The following is a 17,931-nucleotide window of genomic DNA, read 5'->3' on the forward strand; positions in this document are numbered from 1 at the left end:
AATGAGCCATCGTCTTATTCGACGGGGGAAGAGGAGACCATCGAGTGAGGACGAAGCCGACTATGAGTAAGAGAATGCTTCGCTCGGTACTTGCCGCTGCTCTTTCCGCCGTCGTGGTGTTTGGGGCCGCGAGCGGCCTGGCCGGCAAGTCGAGCGACGTTCGTGCGGGCACCGGGGCGACCGAGGTTGTCGCGGGTGCGGATGGCACCGACGACACCTCCTGGAACTGATCGCGATGACGACGCCACCTGACGACCGCTCCTTCCGCCGGGAAATGGCCACCGCCTACCGCTCCGGCTGGCACTTCATCGACCTGGTCACCGCGATCCCCCACCCCGGTGACTCCCTGATGGTGACCGTCTTCGGCGAGCCGGTCGTCGTCACGCTGGACGAGGACGGCGACGTGCGGGCGTACCGGTGCCTGCGGCGGCCTCGGGGGGCGCCGCAGCCCGTGCGGTGCGCCATCCGTTACGGAATGATCTTTGTGAACCTGGACCAGAGGGACCACCGGCTCGCGCAGCCGGCGGACCCCGAAGTGAGGACCATCTCGGCCACCCCCCGCAGTGCCTGACGCGATTCCCCCGTCGTAACAGATCGCTCAGGTGCTTCCCCCCGGCAGCGGCGTCACCGTGACCTGAACACGGTGACGCCGCTGTCGTGCGTGTGGCGACATTTCGGGGTACCGACCCGTATCGCTTCCGACCCGGCGTGGCCGAAAAGGCTCGCGTGACGGTACTCACCGCGCGAGGTGACCGGCGGACCGGGAACCTGGTGCCATCCGGAGAACCGTCTGCAACCCTTGAGCGGAATAGACTCAACTTTGTGTACGTTGGATGAGTCAGCACCGGGAGACACGGCCGCCCGCCACGGCCGACGCTAGGAGGAGAGCCAGAACGTGGACGCCGAGCTGACCAACCGGAGCCGGGACGCGATCAACGCGGCCAGCAACCGGGCCGTGACCGAGGGGCACGCCGACCTCACCCCCGCCCACCTGCTCCTCGCCCTGCTCCAGGGGCAGGACAACGAGAACGTCACCGACCTGCTCGCCGCCGTCGAGGCCGACCTCGCGGCGGTACGGTCCGGCGCCGAGCGCATCCTCGCCGGGCTGCCCAGCGTCACGGGGGCCACCGTGGCACCGCCACAGCCCAACCGTGAGATGCTCGCCGTGGTCGCCGACGCCCAGGCTCGCGCCAAGGAACTCGGGGACGAGTACCTCTCCACCGAGCACCTGCTCCTCGGCATCGCCGCGAAGGGCGGCGCGGCCGGTGAGGTACTGGAGGGGCAGGGAGCCAGTGCGAAGAAGCTGCAGGAAGCCTTCCGCAAGGCCAGGGGAGGGCGCCGCGTGACCACGGCCGACCCCGAGGGCCAGTACAAGGCGCTGGAGAAGTTCGGCACCGACCTCACCGCCTCCGCCCGGGAGGGCAGGCTCGACCCGGTCATCGGGCGGGACCAGGAGATCCGGCGGGTCGTGCAGGTGCTCAGCCGGCGGACGAAGAACAACCCCGTCCTCATCGGTGAGCCGGGTGTCGGCAAGACCGCCGTCGTGGAAGGGCTCGCCCAGCGGATCGTCAAGGGGGACGTGCCCGAGTCGCTGAAGGACAAGCGGCTGGTGGCGCTGGACCTCGGGGCGATGGTCGCCGGGGCGAAGTACCGCGGTGAGTTCGAGGAGCGGCTGAAGACCGTCCTCGCCGAGATCAAGGACTCCGACGGACAGATCGTCACCTTTATCGACGAGCTGCACACCGTCGTCGGCGCCGGGGCCGGCGGCGACTCGGCCATGGACGCCGGGAACATGCTCAAGCCGATGCTCGCGCGCGGTGAGCTGCGCATGGTGGGTGCCACGACCCTCGACGAGTACCGGGAGCGGATCGAGAAGGACCCCGCCCTGGAGCGGCGCTTCCAGCAGGTGCTGGTCGCCGAGCCGACCGTCGAGGACTCCATCGCCATCCTGCGCGGGCTCAAGGGGCGGTACGAGGCGCACCACAAGGTGCAGATCGCGGACAGCGCGCTGGTGGCCGCCGCCAGTCTGTCCGACCGGTACATCACCTCCCGGTTCCTGCCCGACAAGGCCATCGACCTCGTCGACGAGGCCGCGTCCCGGCTGCGCATGGAGATCGACTCCTCGCCCGTCGAGATCGACGAGCTCCAGCGCGCCGTCGACCGCCTGAAGATGGAGGAGCTGGCGATCGGCAAGGAGACCGACGCCGCCTCCCTGGAACGGCTGGAGCGGCTGCGGCGCGACCTCGCCGACAAGGAGGAGGAGCTGCGCGGCCTCACCGCCCGCTGGGAGAAGGAGAAGCAGTCCCTCAACCGGGTCGGCGAGCTGAAGGAGAAGCTCGACGAACTGCGCGGGCAGGCGGAGAGGGCCCAGCGCGACGGTGACTTCGACACCGCCAGCAAGCTGCTCTACGGGGAGATCCCGACCTTGGAGCGGGACCTGGAGGCCGCCTCCGAGGCCGAGGAGGAGGTGGCCAGGGACACCATGGTCAAGGAGGAGGTCGGCGCCGACGACATCGCCGACGTCGTCGCCTCCTGGACCGGCATCCCCGCCGGGCGGCTGATGGAGGGCGAGACGCAGAAGCTGCTGCGCATGGAGGACGAGCTCGGCAGGCGGCTGATCGGGCAGACCGAGGCCGTGCGGGCCGTCTCCGACGCCGTACGGCGGAGCAGGGCCGGGATCGCCGACCCCGACCGGCCGACCGGGTCGTTCCTCTTCCTCGGGCCGACCGGTGTCGGAAAGACCGAGCTGGCCAAGGCGCTCGCCGACTTCCTCTTCGACGACGAGCGGGCGATGGTCCGCATCGACATGAGCGAGTACAGCGAGAAGCACAGCGTCGCCCGGCTGGTCGGCGCCCCGCCCGGATACGTCGGGTACGAGGAGGGCGGCCAGCTCACCGAGGCCGTGCGGCGGCGGCCGTACACCGTCGTGCTGCTGGACGAGGTGGAGAAGGCGCACCCGGAGGTCTTCGACATCCTGCTCCAGGTGCTGGACGACGGGCGTCTCACCGACGGGCAGGGCCGCACGGTCGACTTCCGCAACACCATCCTGGTCCTCACCTCCAACCTCGGCAGCCAGTACCTGGTCGACCCGGTGACCACCGAGGCCGAGAAGAAGGAGCAGGTCCTGGAGGTGGTCCGGGCCTCCTTCAAGCCGGAGTTCCTCAACCGCCTCGACGACCTCGTGGTCTTCTCGGCGCTCAGCAAGGAGGAGCTGAGCCGGATCGCGCGGCTCCAGATCGACGCGCTCGCCCGGCGCCTCGCCGAGCGCCGCCTCACCCTGGACGTCACCGACGACGCCCTGACCTGGCTGGCCGACGAGGGCAACGATCCGGCCTACGGTGCCCGGCCGCTGCGCCGCCTCGTCCAGACCGCCATCGGCGACCGGCTCGCCCGGGAGATCCTCTCCGGCGAGATCAAGGACGGCGACACGGTCCGTGTGGACCGCTTCGGCGACGAGCTCATCGTGGGCCCGGCGGCGGGCGGCAAGACGCTGTAGCCCCACCTGCGCGCGGCCCCTCGCCCCTGGGGGGCCGCGCGCGTGTCAGAGGGTGAACGCGGCGAACCGCACCAAGGCGGTGCCGGCGTCCTCGTACTCCACGCTCACCTGGACGGCGTGGGCGTTCACACCGTCCGGCAGGCCCTGCGCGTAGTCCAGATCCAGACACAGGTCCACGGCGGCGTCCCCGCAGAACTCCGTCTCGGGCGCGGGTGCGTCCGGGTAGGTGTGCGCGAGCCACTCGGCGACCCCGGCGCGCGGCATCCGGAAGACCGCGCTGTAGTGGACGTCCTGCCATCCCTGCATCGTGCAGGCCCCCACCGGCTCGGCGCCGTCCGGCAGCGCCGCCCCGCCGAAGCCCAGCGCCTCCGGGCAGGGACGCTGTTCGGGGCCGCCGCCGAGCGGGTACTCGGAATCGGACGCCACGAGGCCCACGGCGGCCACGAGGACGACGAGGACGGGGAGCAGCACCAGCGCGGCCAGGGCCACGAGGACCGCGGTCGGCCACCACTTGGTCCGCCCGCGCGGCACCTCCTCGCCCCTGCCGGCGTCCCCCGCGACCGTGCCCCGTGCCCGTCTCATGGCCCCGCCTCCGTCTGCCACACGTCCCACCCGTCCACCCGACCGGCCGGATCATGTCAGCCGAAGGCTGACAGGCCTCCGGCGGGCTTGCCACCCCCCTCCCCGCATGGGGGAGGATGGCCAGATCCGTACGAAGGGAAAATCACGGTGAGCATCGACCCGTCCTCGATTCCGAACTTCGGGGGCAAGCAGCCCGAGCCGCAGCCCCAAGGACCGGCGGGCCCCGTCGTCCCGGATCAGGATCTTGTGAAGCAGCTCCTCGAACAGATGGAGCTCAAGTACGTCGTCGACGACGAGGGTGACCTCGCGGCGCCGTGGGAGCAGTTCCGTACGTACTTCATGTTCCGCGGTGAGGGTGACCAGCAGGTCTTCTCGGTGCGGACGTTCTACGACCGGCCCCACCAGATCGACGAGAAGCCGCAGCTGCTCGAGTCGATCGACGACTGGAACCGGCGCACCCTGTGGCCGAAGGTGTACTCCCACACCCACGACGACGGCACCGTCCGCCTGATCGGCGAGGCGCAGATGCTGATCGGCATGGGCGTCAGCCTGGAGCACTTCGTCTCCTCGACGGTCAGCTGGGTGCGCGCCGCCATCGAGTTCGACCGGTGGCTCGTGGAGCAGCTCGGCCTGGAGCAGGAGGTCAACGAGGCGGAGAAGCCCAAGGAGGAGGGCGAGGAGTAGTCCGCCCCCCGCCAGCTGGGGAGCCCGGCCCGGACAGTGATGTCCGGCCGGGCTCTTCCTCGTTCCGTCCGGTACGTTCAGGCCTTCCGGCCCGCCGCCCCCAGTGCCTTCAGCCGGCCGACCGCTTCCTCCAGCACCTGGGTCCGCTTGCAGAACGCGAACCGGACGAAGGGGGCGCCCTCCTCCCGGTGGTCGTAGAAGACCGCGTTGGGTACGGCGACGACGCCCGCGCGCTCGGGCAGGGCGCGGCAGAAGGCGAAGCCGTCCTCCTCGCCGAGGGGGCGGATGTCGGTGGTGACGAAGTACGTGCCGGAGGGCCGGTAGACGCCGAAGCCCGCCTCTTCCAGCCCCGTCGCCAGCAGGTCCCGCTTGGCGCGCATGTCCTCCCGGTAGGCCGTGAAGTACGACTCGGGAAGGGCCAGGGCCTCGGCGATCGCGTACTGGAAGGGTCCGGCCGACACGTACGTCAGGTACTGCTTGGCCGAGCGGACCGCCGTGAGCAGGGCGGGCGCGGCGGTGATCCAGCCGACCTTCCAGCCGGTGAAGGAAAAAGTTTTGCCGGCCGAACCGATGGTCACCGTGCGCTCGCGCATGCCGGGGAACGTGGCGAGCGGGATGTGCTCGGCCTCGTCGAAGACCAGGTGCTCGTAAACCTCGTCGGTCACCACCAGCAGGTCCCGTTCGACGGCCAGCTCCGCGATCGCCGCCAGTTCGGCGCGGGTGAGGACCGTGCCCGTCGGGTTGTGCGGGGTGTTCAGCAGCAGCAGGCGGGTGCGGTCGGTGACCGCGTCGCGCAGCTCGTCGAGGTCGAGGCGGAAGGCGCCCTCGTGCGGGCGCAGGGTCACCGGTACGCGGGTGCCGCCGGCCATGGCGATGCAGGCCGCGTACGAGTCGTAGTACGGCTCCAGCGCGACGACCTCGTCGCCGGGCTCCAGCAGGGCCAGCAGGGAGGCGGCGATAGCCTCCGTGGCGCCGGCGGTGACCAGGACCTCGGTGTCGGGGTCGTAGGACAGGCCGTAGCGGCGGTGCTGGTGGGCGGTGACGGCGCCGCGCAGCTCGGGGACGCCCGGGCCCGGCGGGTACTGGTTGCCGCGTCCGTCGCGCAGCGCCCGTACGGCGGCCTCCCGGACCTCCTCGGGGCCGTCGGTGTCCGGGAAGCCCTGGCCCAGGTTGATCGCGCCGGTCCGCACGGCCAGGGCGGACATCTCGGCGAAGATCGTCGTCCCGAACTCGGCGAGCCGGCGATTGAGGAAGGGGCGGGCGCTGGAGCCCATGGGCGGCGTGGAGGTCATGGCGGCCATCCTGCGCCGAAGCTCTGAGCTTCCTCAACTCTGCTTTGGGGCGTGGCGGCGAGGGGCATCTCCCGAGCACACAACGAGAGCTTCACGCCGAGGACGTCGAGAACATCGAGAAGCCGAGTACGTGGCGCACGCCGGGTACGTCCTGGGCGCAGACAGCGAGGCACCCACGGGGGGTTGCTTCGGGGGACCTTCCGGGCGCGAGCCCGGACAGTGGAAGGAGGGTGACGCCATGGTCATCGGCCTCATCCTGATCGTGTTCGCCGCCCTGCTGATCGCCGGGCTCACGGCCGGAGCGCGCAGCGGCTCGTCCGCCGGAGGCGTCCGGCGCGGGAGCACGCGGTCGTCCGGCAGGGGCAGTTGGTGGGCCGGGGACGGCGGCTCGTCCCCGGGCGGACACGGCTCGAGCCACTCCTGCGGTGGCGGCTCGTCCTGCGGAGGCGGGTCGTCCTGCGGGGGCGGGGGAGGGGGCGGCGGCGGATGCGGTGGAGGCGGCGGCTGACACGGGGCAGCCGAGCTCCAGCAGGGGGAACCGCATCCGCGCCACGGGGCCCGCACCCGGGTCCCGCCACGGGGCCCGCGCCTGGGACCGGGCCCCGCCCCTCACCAGCGCCCGCCGGGGAACACACCCGGCGGGCGCTCCCACACACCGGCGCGCGCCGCGCGGGCGGAGCGTACGCCCTGGTTGAACAGTTGAGCTGAGGAGCCCCCTGAGGGATGGAAACCCCACGAAGTTGGGTAAAAACGCTGTGGCGGCGCCACAGTTCATGATTCGCTCTCCCTCACCAACGCAGCTCCTCGGACGACCTGTTGACCCCCCTCCTGACCGGCCGACTGGGCTGAGCGGGCCGCATCCCCGGCAGTGGCCGGGGTGCGCAGGCCCCACACCTTCCCTTCCTTGTGTGCTTGCGGAGCCGATCCATGCTCACCACCCTGACAACCGCCTACACCGACACGCGCGCCGCCGACCTGGCCTGGGCCCTGGGGCGCGAGCCGCTGCCCGCGCTCGCCAGTCTCGATGTCGAACTGACGGGAGCGAAAATGCAGTTGAGACTCCTGGGGGCCTCACACCAAGTGCTGCTCGAGGAGGAGCGGGGCACCTGCTCGGAGACGGTGGCGTGCATCCCGGGCAGCAGCACCCCTCTGCCCCTCGGCGTCGCCAAGCGGGTGGGCGACTGGGAGTACGAGTTCGCCGCCCGCGTGGAACGGCTGACGCCGGGCTCCTTCGCGGGGCGGGCGCAGGAGCTGCTGGCCCTGGTCTCCGACCACCCGCACGGTCTGGCCGGTGTCTTCCCCGGCAGTCCGCACGCCTTCACGGCGCTGCTGGCCCAGCGGTGCGAGGGGCAGGTGCACTGGCGGACCTGGCACGCCTATCCGCAGGACGGCCAACTGGTGGCGACCCGGACCCGGGTGGGTGTGCGGGTGCCGGCGTCCCGGCTCGCCCCGTCCACGGGGTGAGCCGCCGCGGTCCGGGCGGACGACGGGACGAACGGGATAAACCTGTGGTGCCCGACGGAACGCCGGTTTCACACGTGTGGGTGACGAACCGCAGTGCGGGAGTGACGTAACGTCACCCCGTGATCGAACCGCACGCGCCCGCCCCACCCGGCTCTCCGCCGTCCTGGGGCGGCTCCGGCGGCCCCGGCACGCCGTCCTTGCCGCCCACCCGGGGCGCGCCGGCGCGGCTGCCCGTCCGGCCGGCCACCGGGCGGTTCCTGGTGCTGGCGGGTGTGTTCGTCTGCGCGGCCTGCGGGCTCGTGTACGAACTCGAACTCGTCGCCCTCGCCTCGTACCTGATCGGCGACTCGGTCACCCAGGCGTCCGTCGTGCTGTCCGTCATGGTCTTCGCCATGGGCCTCGGTTCGCTCGCCGCCAAGCGGCTGCGCCGGTTCGCGGCGGCGGGCTTCGGCGCGGTCGAGGCCGCCCTCGCCCTCGTCGGCGGCTCCAGCGCGATGGTGCTCTACGCCGTCTTCGCCTGGACCGGCGGCTGGGGCGGGATGTGGGCCGACGGCCCGCGCTTCCTCCTGGTCGCCTTCTCGCTCGTCATCGGCGTGCTGATCGGCGCCGAGGTGCCGCTGCTGATGGAGCTGATCCAGCGGGTACGCCGCCAGGACGCGGGCGGTGCCGTCGCCGACCTGTTCGCCGCGGACTACGTCGGTGCGCTCGTCGGCGGCCTCGCCTTTCCTTTCGTACTGCTCCCGTTTCTCGGCCAGTTGACCGGCGCGCTGCTCACCGGCACCGTCAACGCGGTGGTCGGCGCCGCCCTGGTCCTCGGCCTGTTCCGCCGGGACATGTCCCGCAGGGCCCGCTGGCTGCTGCTGACCGCCAACGCCGTCGTCCTCGCCCTCCTCGCCACCGCGACCCTCCTCGCCGACGACTTCGAACGCGCCGCCCGGCACGCCGTCTACGGCCAGGACGTCCGCGTGGCCGTCCGGACCGGCGTACAGGAGGTGATCCTCACCGGCGACACCGACGGCCGGCCCCTCGCCCTGTTCCTGGACGGCCGGCTGCGGGTCGGGGCCGACGACGGGCGGCGCTACCACGAGGCGCTGGTGCACCCCGCCATGAGCGGGGAGCGCGCCCGCGTGCTGGTCCTGGGCGGCGGCGACGGCCTCGCCGTGCGGGAGGTGCTGCGCCACCGCGAAGTTCGCCGCGTGGACGTCATCGAGTTCGACCCGGAGCTGACCCGGCTGGCCCGGCACGACCCCGGCCTGTCAGCGCTGAACGAGCACGCCTACGGCGACGCCCGGGTCCGCGTCGTCGGGGCCGACGCCTTCCGCCGGCTGCGCACGACGCCCACCGGGACGTACGACGTGGTGATCTCGGACCTGCCCGACCCGGGCATCACGGCGGGCACCAAGCTGTACTCGCAGGAGTTCTACGGCCTGCTGCGCCGGGTGCTCGCCCCCGACGGGCGGCTCGCGGTGCACGCCGGGCCCGTGTCCGCCCGCCCCCGGACCTTCTGGACGGTGGACGCGACACTGCGGGCGGCCGGCCTGCGGACCGCCCCCTACCGCGTCGACGCCACAGCCACGGCCACCGGCGACGCGGCAGGCCCGGACCGCAGGACCGCCGTCGGCGGGCACGCCCCCCGCGACTGGGGTTTCCTCCTGGCCGCCCGCAGACCCCCCGGACCGCGCCTCGACCCGGCGGCTCCCCGCCCGCACACCCTCACGAACGAGTCCCTGGCCCGGGACGCCCGCGCCGCCTCCCGCACCCGCATCGCGGACCTGCCGCCGTCGACGCTGGTGCATCCCCGCTACTGACCCCGGCCCCCCGCTCCAGCGCGAACACCGCTCGTGCGACGGCCCGTCCCTCCCCCGGGCCACGGGACGGACCGCCACACCCCCCTGCGGATCGTTCGCACCGAGAACCTACGGCCGCCCCGCCCGTACCCGAATCCCGCAGCGGGTGGACATGGGGGTCGTCCCAGCGCGGTAGGCCGCGGGTTCCTGCAACTTCCGCGGTACGGCGAAAGGATGACGCCGCCGCCGGGCGGGCGGATCTACGCTGCGGCAATGCGCCTGCACCCCCTGGCCGCCGACGGCCTGATCGCCGCGGCGCTCACGACCGTGGCCGTACTGCTCGGCACCGAGGCCGTCGCCCAGGGGTGGCCCGCGCTCGACCCGGTCGCCTGGACCCTCGTCGCCCTGGTCACCCTCCCGCTCGCCCTGCGCCCCCGCGCCCCCGTCACCGTCTGCCTCGCCGCTCACGCCTGCTGGGCGCTCTACGTGACCCTCGGCTACTGGCCCGTGGTCGGCTCCTTCGGCCCCATGCTCGCCGTCTACACCGTCGCCTCCCTCCGCCCCACCCGCACCGCCGCAGTCTGCGCCGCACTGCTCGCGGGTGTCTGGATCTACGCCGGGGTGGTCAGCGACGCCGAGGCGATGGCGTCGGTCGTGGGGCAGGCCGTGGGCTTCCCGCTGGTGCTGTGGCGGTTCGGGTACGTCGCCCGGCGCACCGCCGAACTCACCCGGCAGCTGCGGGCCGAACAGGCCGACCGGGCCCGCCGTGAGGTGGCCGGGGAACGCGTGCGCATCGCGCGGGAACTGCACGACGTGGTCGCCCACCACATCGCCGTCATCAACGTCCAGGCCGGCCTCGCCCGTTTCGTCTTCCTCACCGACGCTCGCACCGCCCGCGACGCCCTCGACACCATCGAGGGGGCCAGCGGCGAGGCCCTCGCCGAACTGCGCCGCATGCTGGGCCTGTTGCGGGCCGACGGCGTCCAGGGCGCGGACGGCGCCCCCGCTCCCGGCCTCGACCAGCTCGACGAGATGGTCACCCGGGTGCGCAGCGGCGGCGTCGGCGTCGACCTGCGCGTCACGGGCACCCCGCGCCCCCTGCCGCCCGGCGTCCAGCTGTGCGTCTACCGGGTGGTGCAGGAGGCCCTCACCAACGTGCTCAAGCACGCGCCCGGCGCGCACGCCGCCGTCGAACTCGCCTACCGCGCGGGCGAGGTGACGGTGTCGGTGACCGACGACGGGCGCGGTGGGACGGGCCGGGAGGGGGTGGATTCGGACACAATCCCCGAGCGCGGCGGCCACGGCTTGATCGGGATGCGGGAGCGGGCCAAGCTCTACGGCGGGACGATCTCCGTCGGCCCGCGCAGCGAGGGGGGATTCGGCGTGCGCCTGACCCTGCCGACGCCGGTACAGACCGCACGCCGGGGAGACGTCGTCCACGAATGACCGAACCGGACCCGATCAGGCTGCTCGTCGTGGACGACCAGTTCCTCGTCCGCAGCGGACTCGCCGCGCTGCTGCGTGCGGCCCCCGGCATGGAGGTCGTCGGCGAGGCCTCCGACGGGGCCGAGGCGGTGGCGCTGGCCGCGCGGACCCGGCCGGACGTCGTCCTCATGGACATCCGCATGCCCGGCATGACCGGCATCCGGGCGACCGAGCACATCCTCGCCGAGGCGGTGGACCCCGCCCCCCGCGTCCTGGTCCTGACCACCTTCGACCTCGACGAGTACGTGTACGGCGCCCTGCGCGCCGGCGCCTCCGGCTTCCTGCTCAAGGACGCCGGCCCCGAACGGCTGCTCGCGGCCGTCACCGCGGTGCACGGCGGCGACGCGCTGTTCGCCCCCGCGGTCACCCGGCGCCTGGTGGAGGCGTTCACGCGGATGCCGGACACCGGACCGCGGAGTGCGCCGGACACCGCCCCGCCGCCCGGGCTGACGGCGCTGACCGGACGCGAGGCCGAGGTCCTGAAGCTGGTCGCCCGCGGCCTGACCAACGCCGAGGCCGCCGACCGGCTCTTCATCAGCGAGGCCACGGTCAAGACCCACCTCAACCGCACGATGACCAAGCTGGGCCTGACCAGCAGGGCCCAGGCGGTGGTGGTGGCGTACGAGACGGGACTGGTGACGCCCGGGGGCACGGGAGGTACGTGAGGCGGCGGACGACTTTGTGCCGACGGGGGGTGCGCCGGGCGCCCGCTGGGTAGGGTGCCGTGACATGGAGCATGAGGTGTTCGTTCCGGTTCCGGCCGAGCGGCTCGGGGACGTGCTGGCCGACCCCGCCCGGGTGGCGCGGGCCCTTCCGGGGCTCCAGCAGGACGCCGGTGCCGAGCCCGTCACGGGACGGCTGAAGGTGCGCGTCGGCAGCCACTCCATCACCTACCGGGGCGCGCTGCGCCTGACCGCCCGGGACGACGGCACGTACGCCGTCGAGGGCGACGCCACCGAGTCGCGCGGCACCGGCACGGTCACGCTCGCGCTCACGCTGCGGGTGGCGGACGCGGACGGCGGCTGCACCCTGGTGATCGCCGGTACGGCCACGGCGGACGGACGGGTCACGGAGCTCCCGGCGGACGCGGTGACGTCGGCGACGACGAGGCTGCTCACCCGGTTCGCGGAGAACCTGGGCAGGGCGGCGGAGCAGGAGGCGGCGAAGGCCGGGCAGGAGTCCGAGGCCGAGGCCCGGCCGGGGCAGGAGCCCGAGCGGCCCGAACACGTCTCCGTCTTCGACACCGACGTCCCTCCGTCCTCCCTCGCGGACGAGGCAGAGGCGGACGAGGCAGAGGCCGACGCCGACGCCCAGGCCGACACCGACGCCGTGGGCGGACGGCGGGCGCCCGGCCCCCCGCAAGCCGACGAGCCGCCCCCCGCCGAGGCCGCGCACGCGCGCCGCACGATGATCGGCCGCAGCGCCGAGGAAGTGGACCACGCCCCGCCGCGCGGCCGGTACGCCCCCGTCCCCGCGCCCCAGGCGGGCGTGGCCGGCACTTCCCTGCGCTGGGCCGCACCGGCGGCGGCGCTGGTGGTGGCGTCGGCGATCGTCGTGGGCCGCGCGCTGCGCAGGCGCCGCTGAACGGGCGCCGACCGGGTGGGGCGCCCTTGATCGCCCCAGTAGGGTCATGGCGTGAGCAACGAACCCATCACGCTGACCGCGGGTGACGCGGAGGCGACCGTGCTGCCGGGCAACGGCGGCCGGATCGGCGGGCTGCGCGTCGGCGGCACGGAACTGCTCCGCCAGGGCGAGCGCTACGGCTGCTTCCCGATGGTCCCCTGGTGCGGCCGCATCCGCGAGGGCCGCTTCCGGGACGGCGCCGTCGTCCACCAGATGCCGCTGAACTCCCCGCCGCACGCCATCCACGGCACCGCCCGCGACGCCGCCTGGCGCACCGCCCGCGTCACCGACGGCGAGGCGGTCCTCACGTACGACCTCACCGACCCCTGGCCCTACCCCGGCCGCGTCACCCAGGTGATCGCCCTCACCGGGGACGCGCTGTCGCTGACGATGTCGGTCGAGACGTACGAGTCGTCCTTCCCGGCGCAGCTCGGCTGGCACCCCTGGTTCAACCGCGCCCTCGACGGCACCGGCGTGCAGATCGCCTTCGACCCCGCCTGGCAGGAGGAGCGCGGCGACGACCACCTGCCCACCGGCAACCGGACCGACCCGAAGCCGGGACCCTGGGACGACTGCTTCGGCATGCCCGACGGAGTCGACGTCACCCTCACCTGGCCGGGCCGGCTGGAGCTGAGGGTGACCAGCCCCGAGCAGTGGGCCGTGGTCTACGACGAGCAGGAGGCCGCCGTCTGCGTGGAGCCGCAGACCGGCCCGCCCGACGGCCTGAACACCCTCCCGCGCCTGGTCACGCCGCTGGAGCCGCTGGAGGCCACCACGACCTGGCGCTGGACCCGGCTCTAAGCTGGTGGGCATGACGGACGTACGCGGCGAGCTGCTGCAGCAGATCAAGGACAAGGCCGTGGTGCACGGCAAGGTGACCCTCTCCTCGGGTCTCGAGGCCGACTACTACGTGGACCTGCGCCGCATCACCCTGGACGGCGAGGCCGCGCCGCTGGTCGGGCAGGTGCTGCTGGACCTGACGGCCGACCTGGAGTTCGACGCGGTCGGCGGGCTGACCATGGGCGCCGACCCGGTCGCCGCGAGCATGCTGCACGCCGCCGCCGCGCGCGGCCGGAAGCTGGACGCGTTCGTCGTCCGCAAGGCCGCCAAGGCGCACGGGCTGCAGCGCCGCGTCGAGGGCCCGGACATCAAGGGCCGCCGCGTCCTGGTCGTCGAGGACACCTCCACCACCGGCGGCTCCCCGCTCACCGCCGTCGAGGCGGTGCGCGAGGCCGGTGCCGAGGTCGTCGCCGTCGCCACGATCGTCGACCGGGCGACGGGTGCCGCCGAGAAGATCGAGCAGGGCGCCTCGGTGCCGTACCGGTACGCGTACGACAAGGACGAGCTGGGCCTCGACTGAGCCCCTTCCAGGACGTCCACTCGGAGTATCCCGGTTCGTCTGGAAGGATGGGGCCGACGATGACGTCGCCCCCCATGGTCTAGGTCAGGGCCGAAGCACGTATCAAGCCCACCCGCACATACAAGGAGCGGACAGATGCCCATCGCAACTCCCGAGGTCTACAACGAGATGCTGGACCGGGCGAAGGCAGGAAAGTTCGCCTACCCGGCCATCAACGTGACCTCCTCCCAGACGCTGCACGCGGCCCTGCGCGGTTTCGCGGAGGCGGAGAGCGACGGCATCGTCCAGATCTCCACCGGCGGCGCCGAGTTCCTGGGCGGCCAGCACAACAAGGACATGGTGACCGGCGCCGTCGCCCTCGCCGAGTTCGCGCACATCGTCGCCGAGAAGTACGACGTCACCGTCGCGCTGCACACCGACCACTGCCCGAAGGACAAGCTCGACGGGTACGTGCGTCCGCTGCTCGCGGTCTCCGAGGAGCGCGTCAAGGCCGGCCGCAACCCGCTCTTCCAGTCGCACATGTGGGACGGCTCCGCCGAGACCCTGTCCGACAACCTCTCCATCGCCCAGGAGCTCCTGGAGCGCGCCCGCGCCGCCAGGATCGTCCTCGAGGTCGAGATCACCCCGACCGGCGGCGAGGAGGACGGCGTCTCGCACGAGATCAACGACTCCCTCTACACGACGGTCGACGACGCGGTCCGCACCGTCGAGGCCCTGGGCCTGGGCGAGAAGGGCCGCTACCTGCTCGCCGCCTCCTTCGGCAACGTGCACGGCGTGTACAAGCCGGGCAACGTCGTGCTCCGCCCCGAGCTGCTCAAGGAGCTGAACGAGGGCATCGCGTCGAAGTACGGTCAGCCGGCCGGCAGCAAGCCGTTCGACTTCGTCTTCCACGGCGGTTCCGGCTCCTCCGCCGAGGAGATCGCGACCGCGCTGGAGAACGGCGTGGTCAAGATGAACATCGACACGGACACCCAGTACGCGTTCACGCGTCCGGTCGCCGACCACATGTTCCGCAACTACGACGGCGTCCTGAAGGTCGACGGCGAGGTCGGCAACAAGAAGACCTACGACCCGCGCACCTGGGGCAAGCTGGCCGAGGCCGGCATGGCCGCGCGCGTCGTCGAGGCCTGCGGGCACCTGCGCTCGGCGGGCCAGAAGATCAAGTAACACCCGGCCTGCACGGCCGTGTGCGGCGAGCCCGGCGCCCGAGCGCCGGGCTCGCTGTATACCTGGGACCATGCCCGACGTCCGGCTGGCCGCACCGCAAGGCAGATGGATTCTGCTGACCACCGTCCTCGGCTCCGGCATGGCGATGCTGGACTCGACCGTCGTCAACGTCGCGCTGCCCCGCATCGGCCGGGACCTCGACACGGACCTCGCCGCGCTCCAGTGGACCGTCAACGCCTACATGGTCACGCTGGCCGGGCTGATCCTCCTCGGCGGGGCGCTCGGCGACCGGTTCGGGCGGCGCCGGATCTTCGTGCTCGGCGTGCTCTGGTTCGCCGCCGCGTCCCTGCTGTGCGGTCTCGCTCCGAACGCCGGCGTCCTGATCGCCGCCCGCGCCCTCCAGGGTATCGGCGGCGCCCTGCTCACCCCCGGGTCGCTGGCCCTCATCCAGGCGTCCTTCCACCCGGACGACCGGGGCCGGGCGGTGGGCCTGTGGTCGGGGTTCGGGGGCGTCGGCGCGGCGGTGGGCCCGTTCGTCGGGGGCTGGCTGGTGGACGGTCCGGGCTGGCGCTGGGTGTTCCTCCTCAACGTCCCCCTGGCCCTGCTCTGCGCGCCGATCGCCGTGCGCCACGTGCCCGAGTCGTCGGACGAGCGCGCCCACGGCCGCTTCGACGTGCTCGGCGCCGTCCTCGGCGCCGCGGCTCTCGGGCTGCTCACGTACGCGCTGATCGAGGCGCGCACGGCGTCCTGGGCGGTGGCGGCCAGTGCCCTGGCGGGGGTGGCCGCGGCGGTGGCGTTCGTCGTCGTCGAGCGGCGCCGTCCCGATCCGATGATGCCGCCGGACATCTTCGCCTCCCGCCAGTTCACCGCGGTCAACCTGGTCACGCTGTGCGTCTACGCGGCCTTCGGCGGCTTCTTCTTCCTGGCCGCCCTCCAGCTCCAGGTGGTCGTCGGCTGGTCGGCGCTGGCCGCCGGTACGGCGCTGCTGCCCACCACCCTGCTGATGCTGCTGCTCTCCGCGCGCTCCGGCGAACTCGGCGAGCGCGTCGGCCCGCGCCTCCAGCTCACGGTCGGCCCGCTGCTGTGCGCGGCCGGGATGCTGCTGATGCTGCGGGTCGGTCCGGGCGCCTCGTACCTCGCCGACGTGCTGCCCGCGCTGCTGGTGCTCGGCCTGGGCATGGTCACCCTGGTGGCACCGCTGACGGCGACCGTGCTGGCCTCCGTGGACACCGCCCGCGCGGGGCTCGCCAGCGGCGTCAACAACGCGGCGGCCCGTGCCGCCGGGCTTGTCGCGGTGGCCGCGCTGCCGCTGCTCACCGGGATGGGGGAGGAGGCGTACCGGAGGCCGGACGCCTTCGACGACGCGTTCGGCCGGGCCATGCTGATCTGCGCGGGCGTGCTGGTGGCGGGCTCCCTCGTCGCCGTCACCACCGTGCGCCGCCCGGCCCCGGACTGCCGCAGGCCCGAGTGCCGCACGCACGGCTCGGTGGCGGTGCCGCCACTGGAGGGGGAGCGGGACGGTCGTCCCTGACCGGAACGTGCGCGACCGGCTCCGGCGTCCGCGCGGCCATGCCGCAGACTTGTGCCATGGCCATTCACGAGAACCTCCTCGGGGGACCGCCCCCGACCCACCTCCCCGACGACCCCGGTCCGCGCGAGCTGCTGGCCGGCGGGACCTCCGCCGCCGACGTCGCCGCGAAGTACCCGACGTCCTCGCTGGCCTGGGCCCGGCTGGCCGACGAGGCGTACGAGCGGGGCGGCGTCGTGGAGTCGTACGCGTACGCCCGTACGGGCTACCACCGCGGCCTGGACTCCCTGCGCCGCAACGGCTGGAAGGGCCACGGACCGGTCCCCTGGAGCCACGAGCCGAACCGCGGCTTCCTGCGCGCCCTGCACGCCCTCGCCCGCGCCGCCCAGGCGATCGGCGAGAAGGAGGAGTACGAGCGCTGCAGCCAGTTCCTGAAGGACTCCTCGCCGGAGGCGGCCGAGGTCCTGGGCTGAACCCGCGCCTGTGCCGGGAGGCCCGTCCGCCGTGCGCGGGCGGGCCTTGCGGTTTCCTGCGACGATTGCGGAGGATGCCGTGTGGGGACCGGGGCCCCGTGCCGGTAACGGCAGGGCGGACCGCTACCCGTAGTGCCATCAGGAGACAGAAATGTCCCACGACGCCCCGAATCTCGACTTCGAGGGCAGCACGCCGTACGAGGACTACGTCAAGGCGGACGTGCTCACCCATCTCCAGCACACCCTCTCCGACGATCCCGGAGAGATGGTCTTCCTGGTCACGACCCAGGTCATGGAGCTGTGGTTCACCGTCATCGTCCACGAGTGGGAGACCGCGGCCCGCGCCCTGCGCGAGGACCGGACCGACGTGGCGAGGGACGCGCTGAAGCGTTCGGTGCGGGAGCTGGAGGCGCTGAACGCCTCCTGGACGCCGCTCGCGGGCCTCACGCCCGCCCAGTTCAACTCCTACCGCAGCGCCCTCGGCGAGGGTTCCGGCTTCCAGTCGGCCATGTACCGCCGCCTGGAGTTCCTGCTCGGCGACAAGTCCGCGTCCATGCTCGTCCCGCACCGCGGCGCCCCGCGCGTCCACGCCGAGCTGGAGAAGGCGCTGCACGAGCCGAGCCTGTACGACGAGGTGGTCCGGCTGCTCGCCCGGCACGGGTACGACATCCCCGACGCCGTGCTCCAGCGCGACGTCACCAAGAAGTACGAGGCGGCGCCCGAGGTGGAGGCCGCCTGGACGGCCGTCTACTCCGGTGACCAGAACGGCGAGCTGGCCCGCCTCGGCGAGGCCCTCACCGACGTCGCCGAGCTGGTGTGGCGCTGGCGCAACGACCACCTGGTCGCCACCCGCCGCGCGATGGGCTCGAAGACGGGCACGGGCGGCTCCGCCGGGGTGGCCTGGCTGGAGAAGCGGGCCCGCGGCAACGTGTTCCCCGAGCTGTGGACGGCGAGGTCCTATGTCTGAGCGAGGTCTTACGTCTGAGCGAG

General features: G+C 72.9%; 16 protein-coding genes. 14 read left to right on the forward strand and 2 right to left on the reverse strand.

Going from position 1 to position 17,931, the window contains the following annotated elements; all coding sequences use genetic code 11:
* The first annotated feature begins 235 nt into the window (after positions 1 to 235).
* Together AMK11_RS12860 and clpB are read left to right on the forward strand one after the other, a co-directional pair.
* Complete coding sequence (locus tag AMK11_RS12860) at positions 236 to 571, forward strand: hypothetical protein (protein ID WP_073726397.1); 336 nt, start codon at positions 236 to 238, stop codon at positions 569 to 571.
* A gap of 324 nt (positions 572 to 895) precedes the next feature.
* Positions 896 to 3,496: an ATP-dependent chaperone ClpB gene (gene clpB / locus AMK11_RS12865; RefSeq protein WP_073726399.1), complete on the forward strand. Its 2,601-nt coding sequence runs from the start codon at positions 896 to 898 to the stop codon at positions 3,494 to 3,496.
* A gap of 45 nt (positions 3,497 to 3,541) precedes the next feature.
* On the opposite strand, the gene AMK11_RS12870 is transcribed toward clpB, so the two are convergent.
* Complete coding sequence (locus AMK11_RS12870; protein ID WP_073726401.1) at positions 3,542 to 4,078, reverse strand: hypothetical protein; 537 nt, start codon at positions 4,076 to 4,078, stop codon at positions 3,542 to 3,544.
* A 147-nt stretch (positions 4,079 to 4,225) separates the two neighbouring features.
* Here AMK11_RS12870 and AMK11_RS12875 point away from each other — a divergent pair, with 147 nt between their 5' ends.
* On the forward strand, positions 4,226 to 4,762 hold the full coding sequence (locus AMK11_RS12875) for a YbjN domain-containing protein (RefSeq protein WP_073726403.1): 537 nt from the start codon (positions 4,226 to 4,228) through the stop codon (positions 4,760 to 4,762).
* 77 nt (positions 4,763 to 4,839) lie between these two features.
* Here the strand turns inward: AMK11_RS12875 and AMK11_RS12880 are convergent, their stop codons facing one another.
* On the reverse strand, positions 4,840 to 6,063 hold the full coding sequence (locus AMK11_RS12880; protein WP_383579964.1) for a pyridoxal phosphate-dependent aminotransferase: 1,224 nt from the start codon (positions 6,061 to 6,063) through the stop codon (positions 4,840 to 4,842).
* A gap of 918 nt (positions 6,064 to 6,981) precedes the next feature.
* On the opposite strand from AMK11_RS12880, the gene AMK11_RS12890 reads away from it, so the two are divergent.
* The 11 genes from AMK11_RS12890 (at position 6,982) to AMK11_RS12940 (ending at position 17,908) form a co-directional block, all read left to right on the forward strand.
* Entirely contained in the window at positions 6,982 to 7,518 is a 537-nt protein-coding gene (locus AMK11_RS12890; protein ID WP_073726405.1) for a DUF2617 family protein, read from the forward strand.
* Positions 7,519 to 7,637: 119 nt separating this feature from the next.
* Positions 7,638 to 9,326 carry a polyamine aminopropyltransferase gene (locus tag AMK11_RS12895; RefSeq protein WP_073726407.1) on the forward strand — a complete coding sequence of 563 codons (1,689 nt, stop codon included), beginning with the start codon at positions 7,638 to 7,640 and terminating at the stop codon, positions 9,324 to 9,326.
* 252 nt (positions 9,327 to 9,578) lie between these two features.
* The gene (locus AMK11_RS12900; RefSeq protein ID WP_073726409.1) at positions 9,579 to 10,751 is read left to right on the forward strand and encodes a sensor histidine kinase; all 1,173 of its coding nucleotides are present in this window, start codon (positions 9,579 to 9,581) and stop codon (positions 10,749 to 10,751) included.
* The gene (locus AMK11_RS12905; protein ID WP_073726410.1) at positions 10,748 to 11,455 is read left to right on the forward strand and encodes a response regulator; all 708 of its coding nucleotides are present in this window, start codon (positions 10,748 to 10,750) and stop codon (positions 11,453 to 11,455) included. Before AMK11_RS12900 ends, AMK11_RS12905 begins: the two co-directional genes overlap by 4 nt.
* Before the next feature lie 64 nt (positions 11,456 to 11,519).
* The gene (locus AMK11_RS12910; RefSeq protein ID WP_073726412.1) at positions 11,520 to 12,374 is read left to right on the forward strand and encodes an SRPBCC family protein; all 855 of its coding nucleotides are present in this window, start codon (positions 11,520 to 11,522) and stop codon (positions 12,372 to 12,374) included.
* A gap of 51 nt (positions 12,375 to 12,425) precedes the next feature.
* Positions 12,426 to 13,214: an aldose epimerase family protein gene (locus tag AMK11_RS12915; protein ID WP_073726414.1), complete on the forward strand. Its 789-nt coding sequence runs from the start codon at positions 12,426 to 12,428 to the stop codon at positions 13,212 to 13,214.
* 10 nt (positions 13,215 to 13,224) lie between these two features.
* On the forward strand, positions 13,225 to 13,773 hold the full coding sequence (pyrE, locus tag AMK11_RS12920; RefSeq protein ID WP_073726416.1) for an orotate phosphoribosyltransferase: 549 nt from the start codon (positions 13,225 to 13,227) through the stop codon (positions 13,771 to 13,773).
* Between the two features lie 135 nt (positions 13,774 to 13,908).
* Positions 13,909 to 14,940, forward strand: coding sequence for a class II fructose-bisphosphate aldolase (gene fbaA / locus AMK11_RS12925; RefSeq protein ID WP_073726418.1), 1,032 nt, complete (start codon positions 13,909 to 13,911; stop codon positions 14,938 to 14,940).
* A gap of 70 nt (positions 14,941 to 15,010) precedes the next feature.
* Positions 15,011 to 16,471, forward strand: a complete 1,461-nt coding sequence (locus AMK11_RS12930) for an MFS transporter (protein WP_073726420.1) — start codon at positions 15,011 to 15,013, stop codon at positions 16,469 to 16,471.
* A 56-nt stretch (positions 16,472 to 16,527) separates the two neighbouring features.
* A complete protein-coding gene (locus tag AMK11_RS12935; RefSeq protein ID WP_073726422.1) occupies positions 16,528 to 16,941 on the forward strand; it encodes a DUF3151 domain-containing protein in 414 nt (137 codons plus the stop codon).
* 151 nt (positions 16,942 to 17,092) lie between these two features.
* Positions 17,093 to 17,908, forward strand: coding sequence for a tryptophan 2,3-dioxygenase family protein (locus AMK11_RS12940; protein WP_073726424.1), 816 nt, complete (start codon positions 17,093 to 17,095; stop codon positions 17,906 to 17,908).
* Positions 17,909 to 17,931 lie beyond the last annotated feature (23 nt).

Source organism: Streptomyces sp. CB02414 (genome assembly GCF_001905385.1).
In the GTDB taxonomy this organism is placed as follows: domain Bacteria; phylum Actinomycetota; class Actinomycetes; order Streptomycetales; family Streptomycetaceae; genus Streptomyces.

Bases quoted from the DNA above. Each gene is read 5' to 3' on its own strand.
- AMK11_RS12860 (WP_073726397.1), top strand. From the start codon at position 236: ATGACGACGCCACCTGACGACCGCTCCTTCCGCCGGGAAATGGCCACC.
- AMK11_RS12870 (WP_073726401.1), bottom strand. From the start codon at position 4,078: ATGAGACGGGCACGGGGCACGGTCGCGGGGGACGCCGGCAGGGGCGAG.
- AMK11_RS12880 (WP_383579964.1), bottom strand. From the start codon at position 6,063: ATGGCCGCCATGACCTCCACGCCGCCCATGGGCTCCAGCGCCCGCCCC.
- AMK11_RS12890 (WP_073726405.1), top strand. From the start codon at position 6,982: ATGCTCACCACCCTGACAACCGCCTACACCGACACGCGCGCCGCCGAC.
- AMK11_RS12900 (WP_073726409.1), top strand. From the start codon at position 9,579: ATGCGCCTGCACCCCCTGGCCGCCGACGGCCTGATCGCCGCGGCGCTC.
- AMK11_RS12905 (WP_073726410.1), top strand. From the start codon at position 10,748: ATGACCGAACCGGACCCGATCAGGCTGCTCGTCGTGGACGACCAGTTC.
- AMK11_RS12910 (WP_073726412.1), top strand. From the start codon at position 11,520: ATGGAGCATGAGGTGTTCGTTCCGGTTCCGGCCGAGCGGCTCGGGGAC.
- pyrE (WP_073726416.1), top strand. From the start codon at position 13,225: ATGACGGACGTACGCGGCGAGCTGCTGCAGCAGATCAAGGACAAGGCC.
- fbaA (WP_073726418.1), top strand. From the start codon at position 13,909: ATGCCCATCGCAACTCCCGAGGTCTACAACGAGATGCTGGACCGGGCG.
- AMK11_RS12930 (WP_073726420.1), top strand. From the start codon at position 15,011: ATGCCCGACGTCCGGCTGGCCGCACCGCAAGGCAGATGGATTCTGCTG.
- AMK11_RS12935 (WP_073726422.1), top strand. From the start codon at position 16,528: ATGGCCATTCACGAGAACCTCCTCGGGGGACCGCCCCCGACCCACCTC.
- AMK11_RS12940 (WP_073726424.1), top strand. From the start codon at position 17,093: ATGTCCCACGACGCCCCGAATCTCGACTTCGAGGGCAGCACGCCGTAC.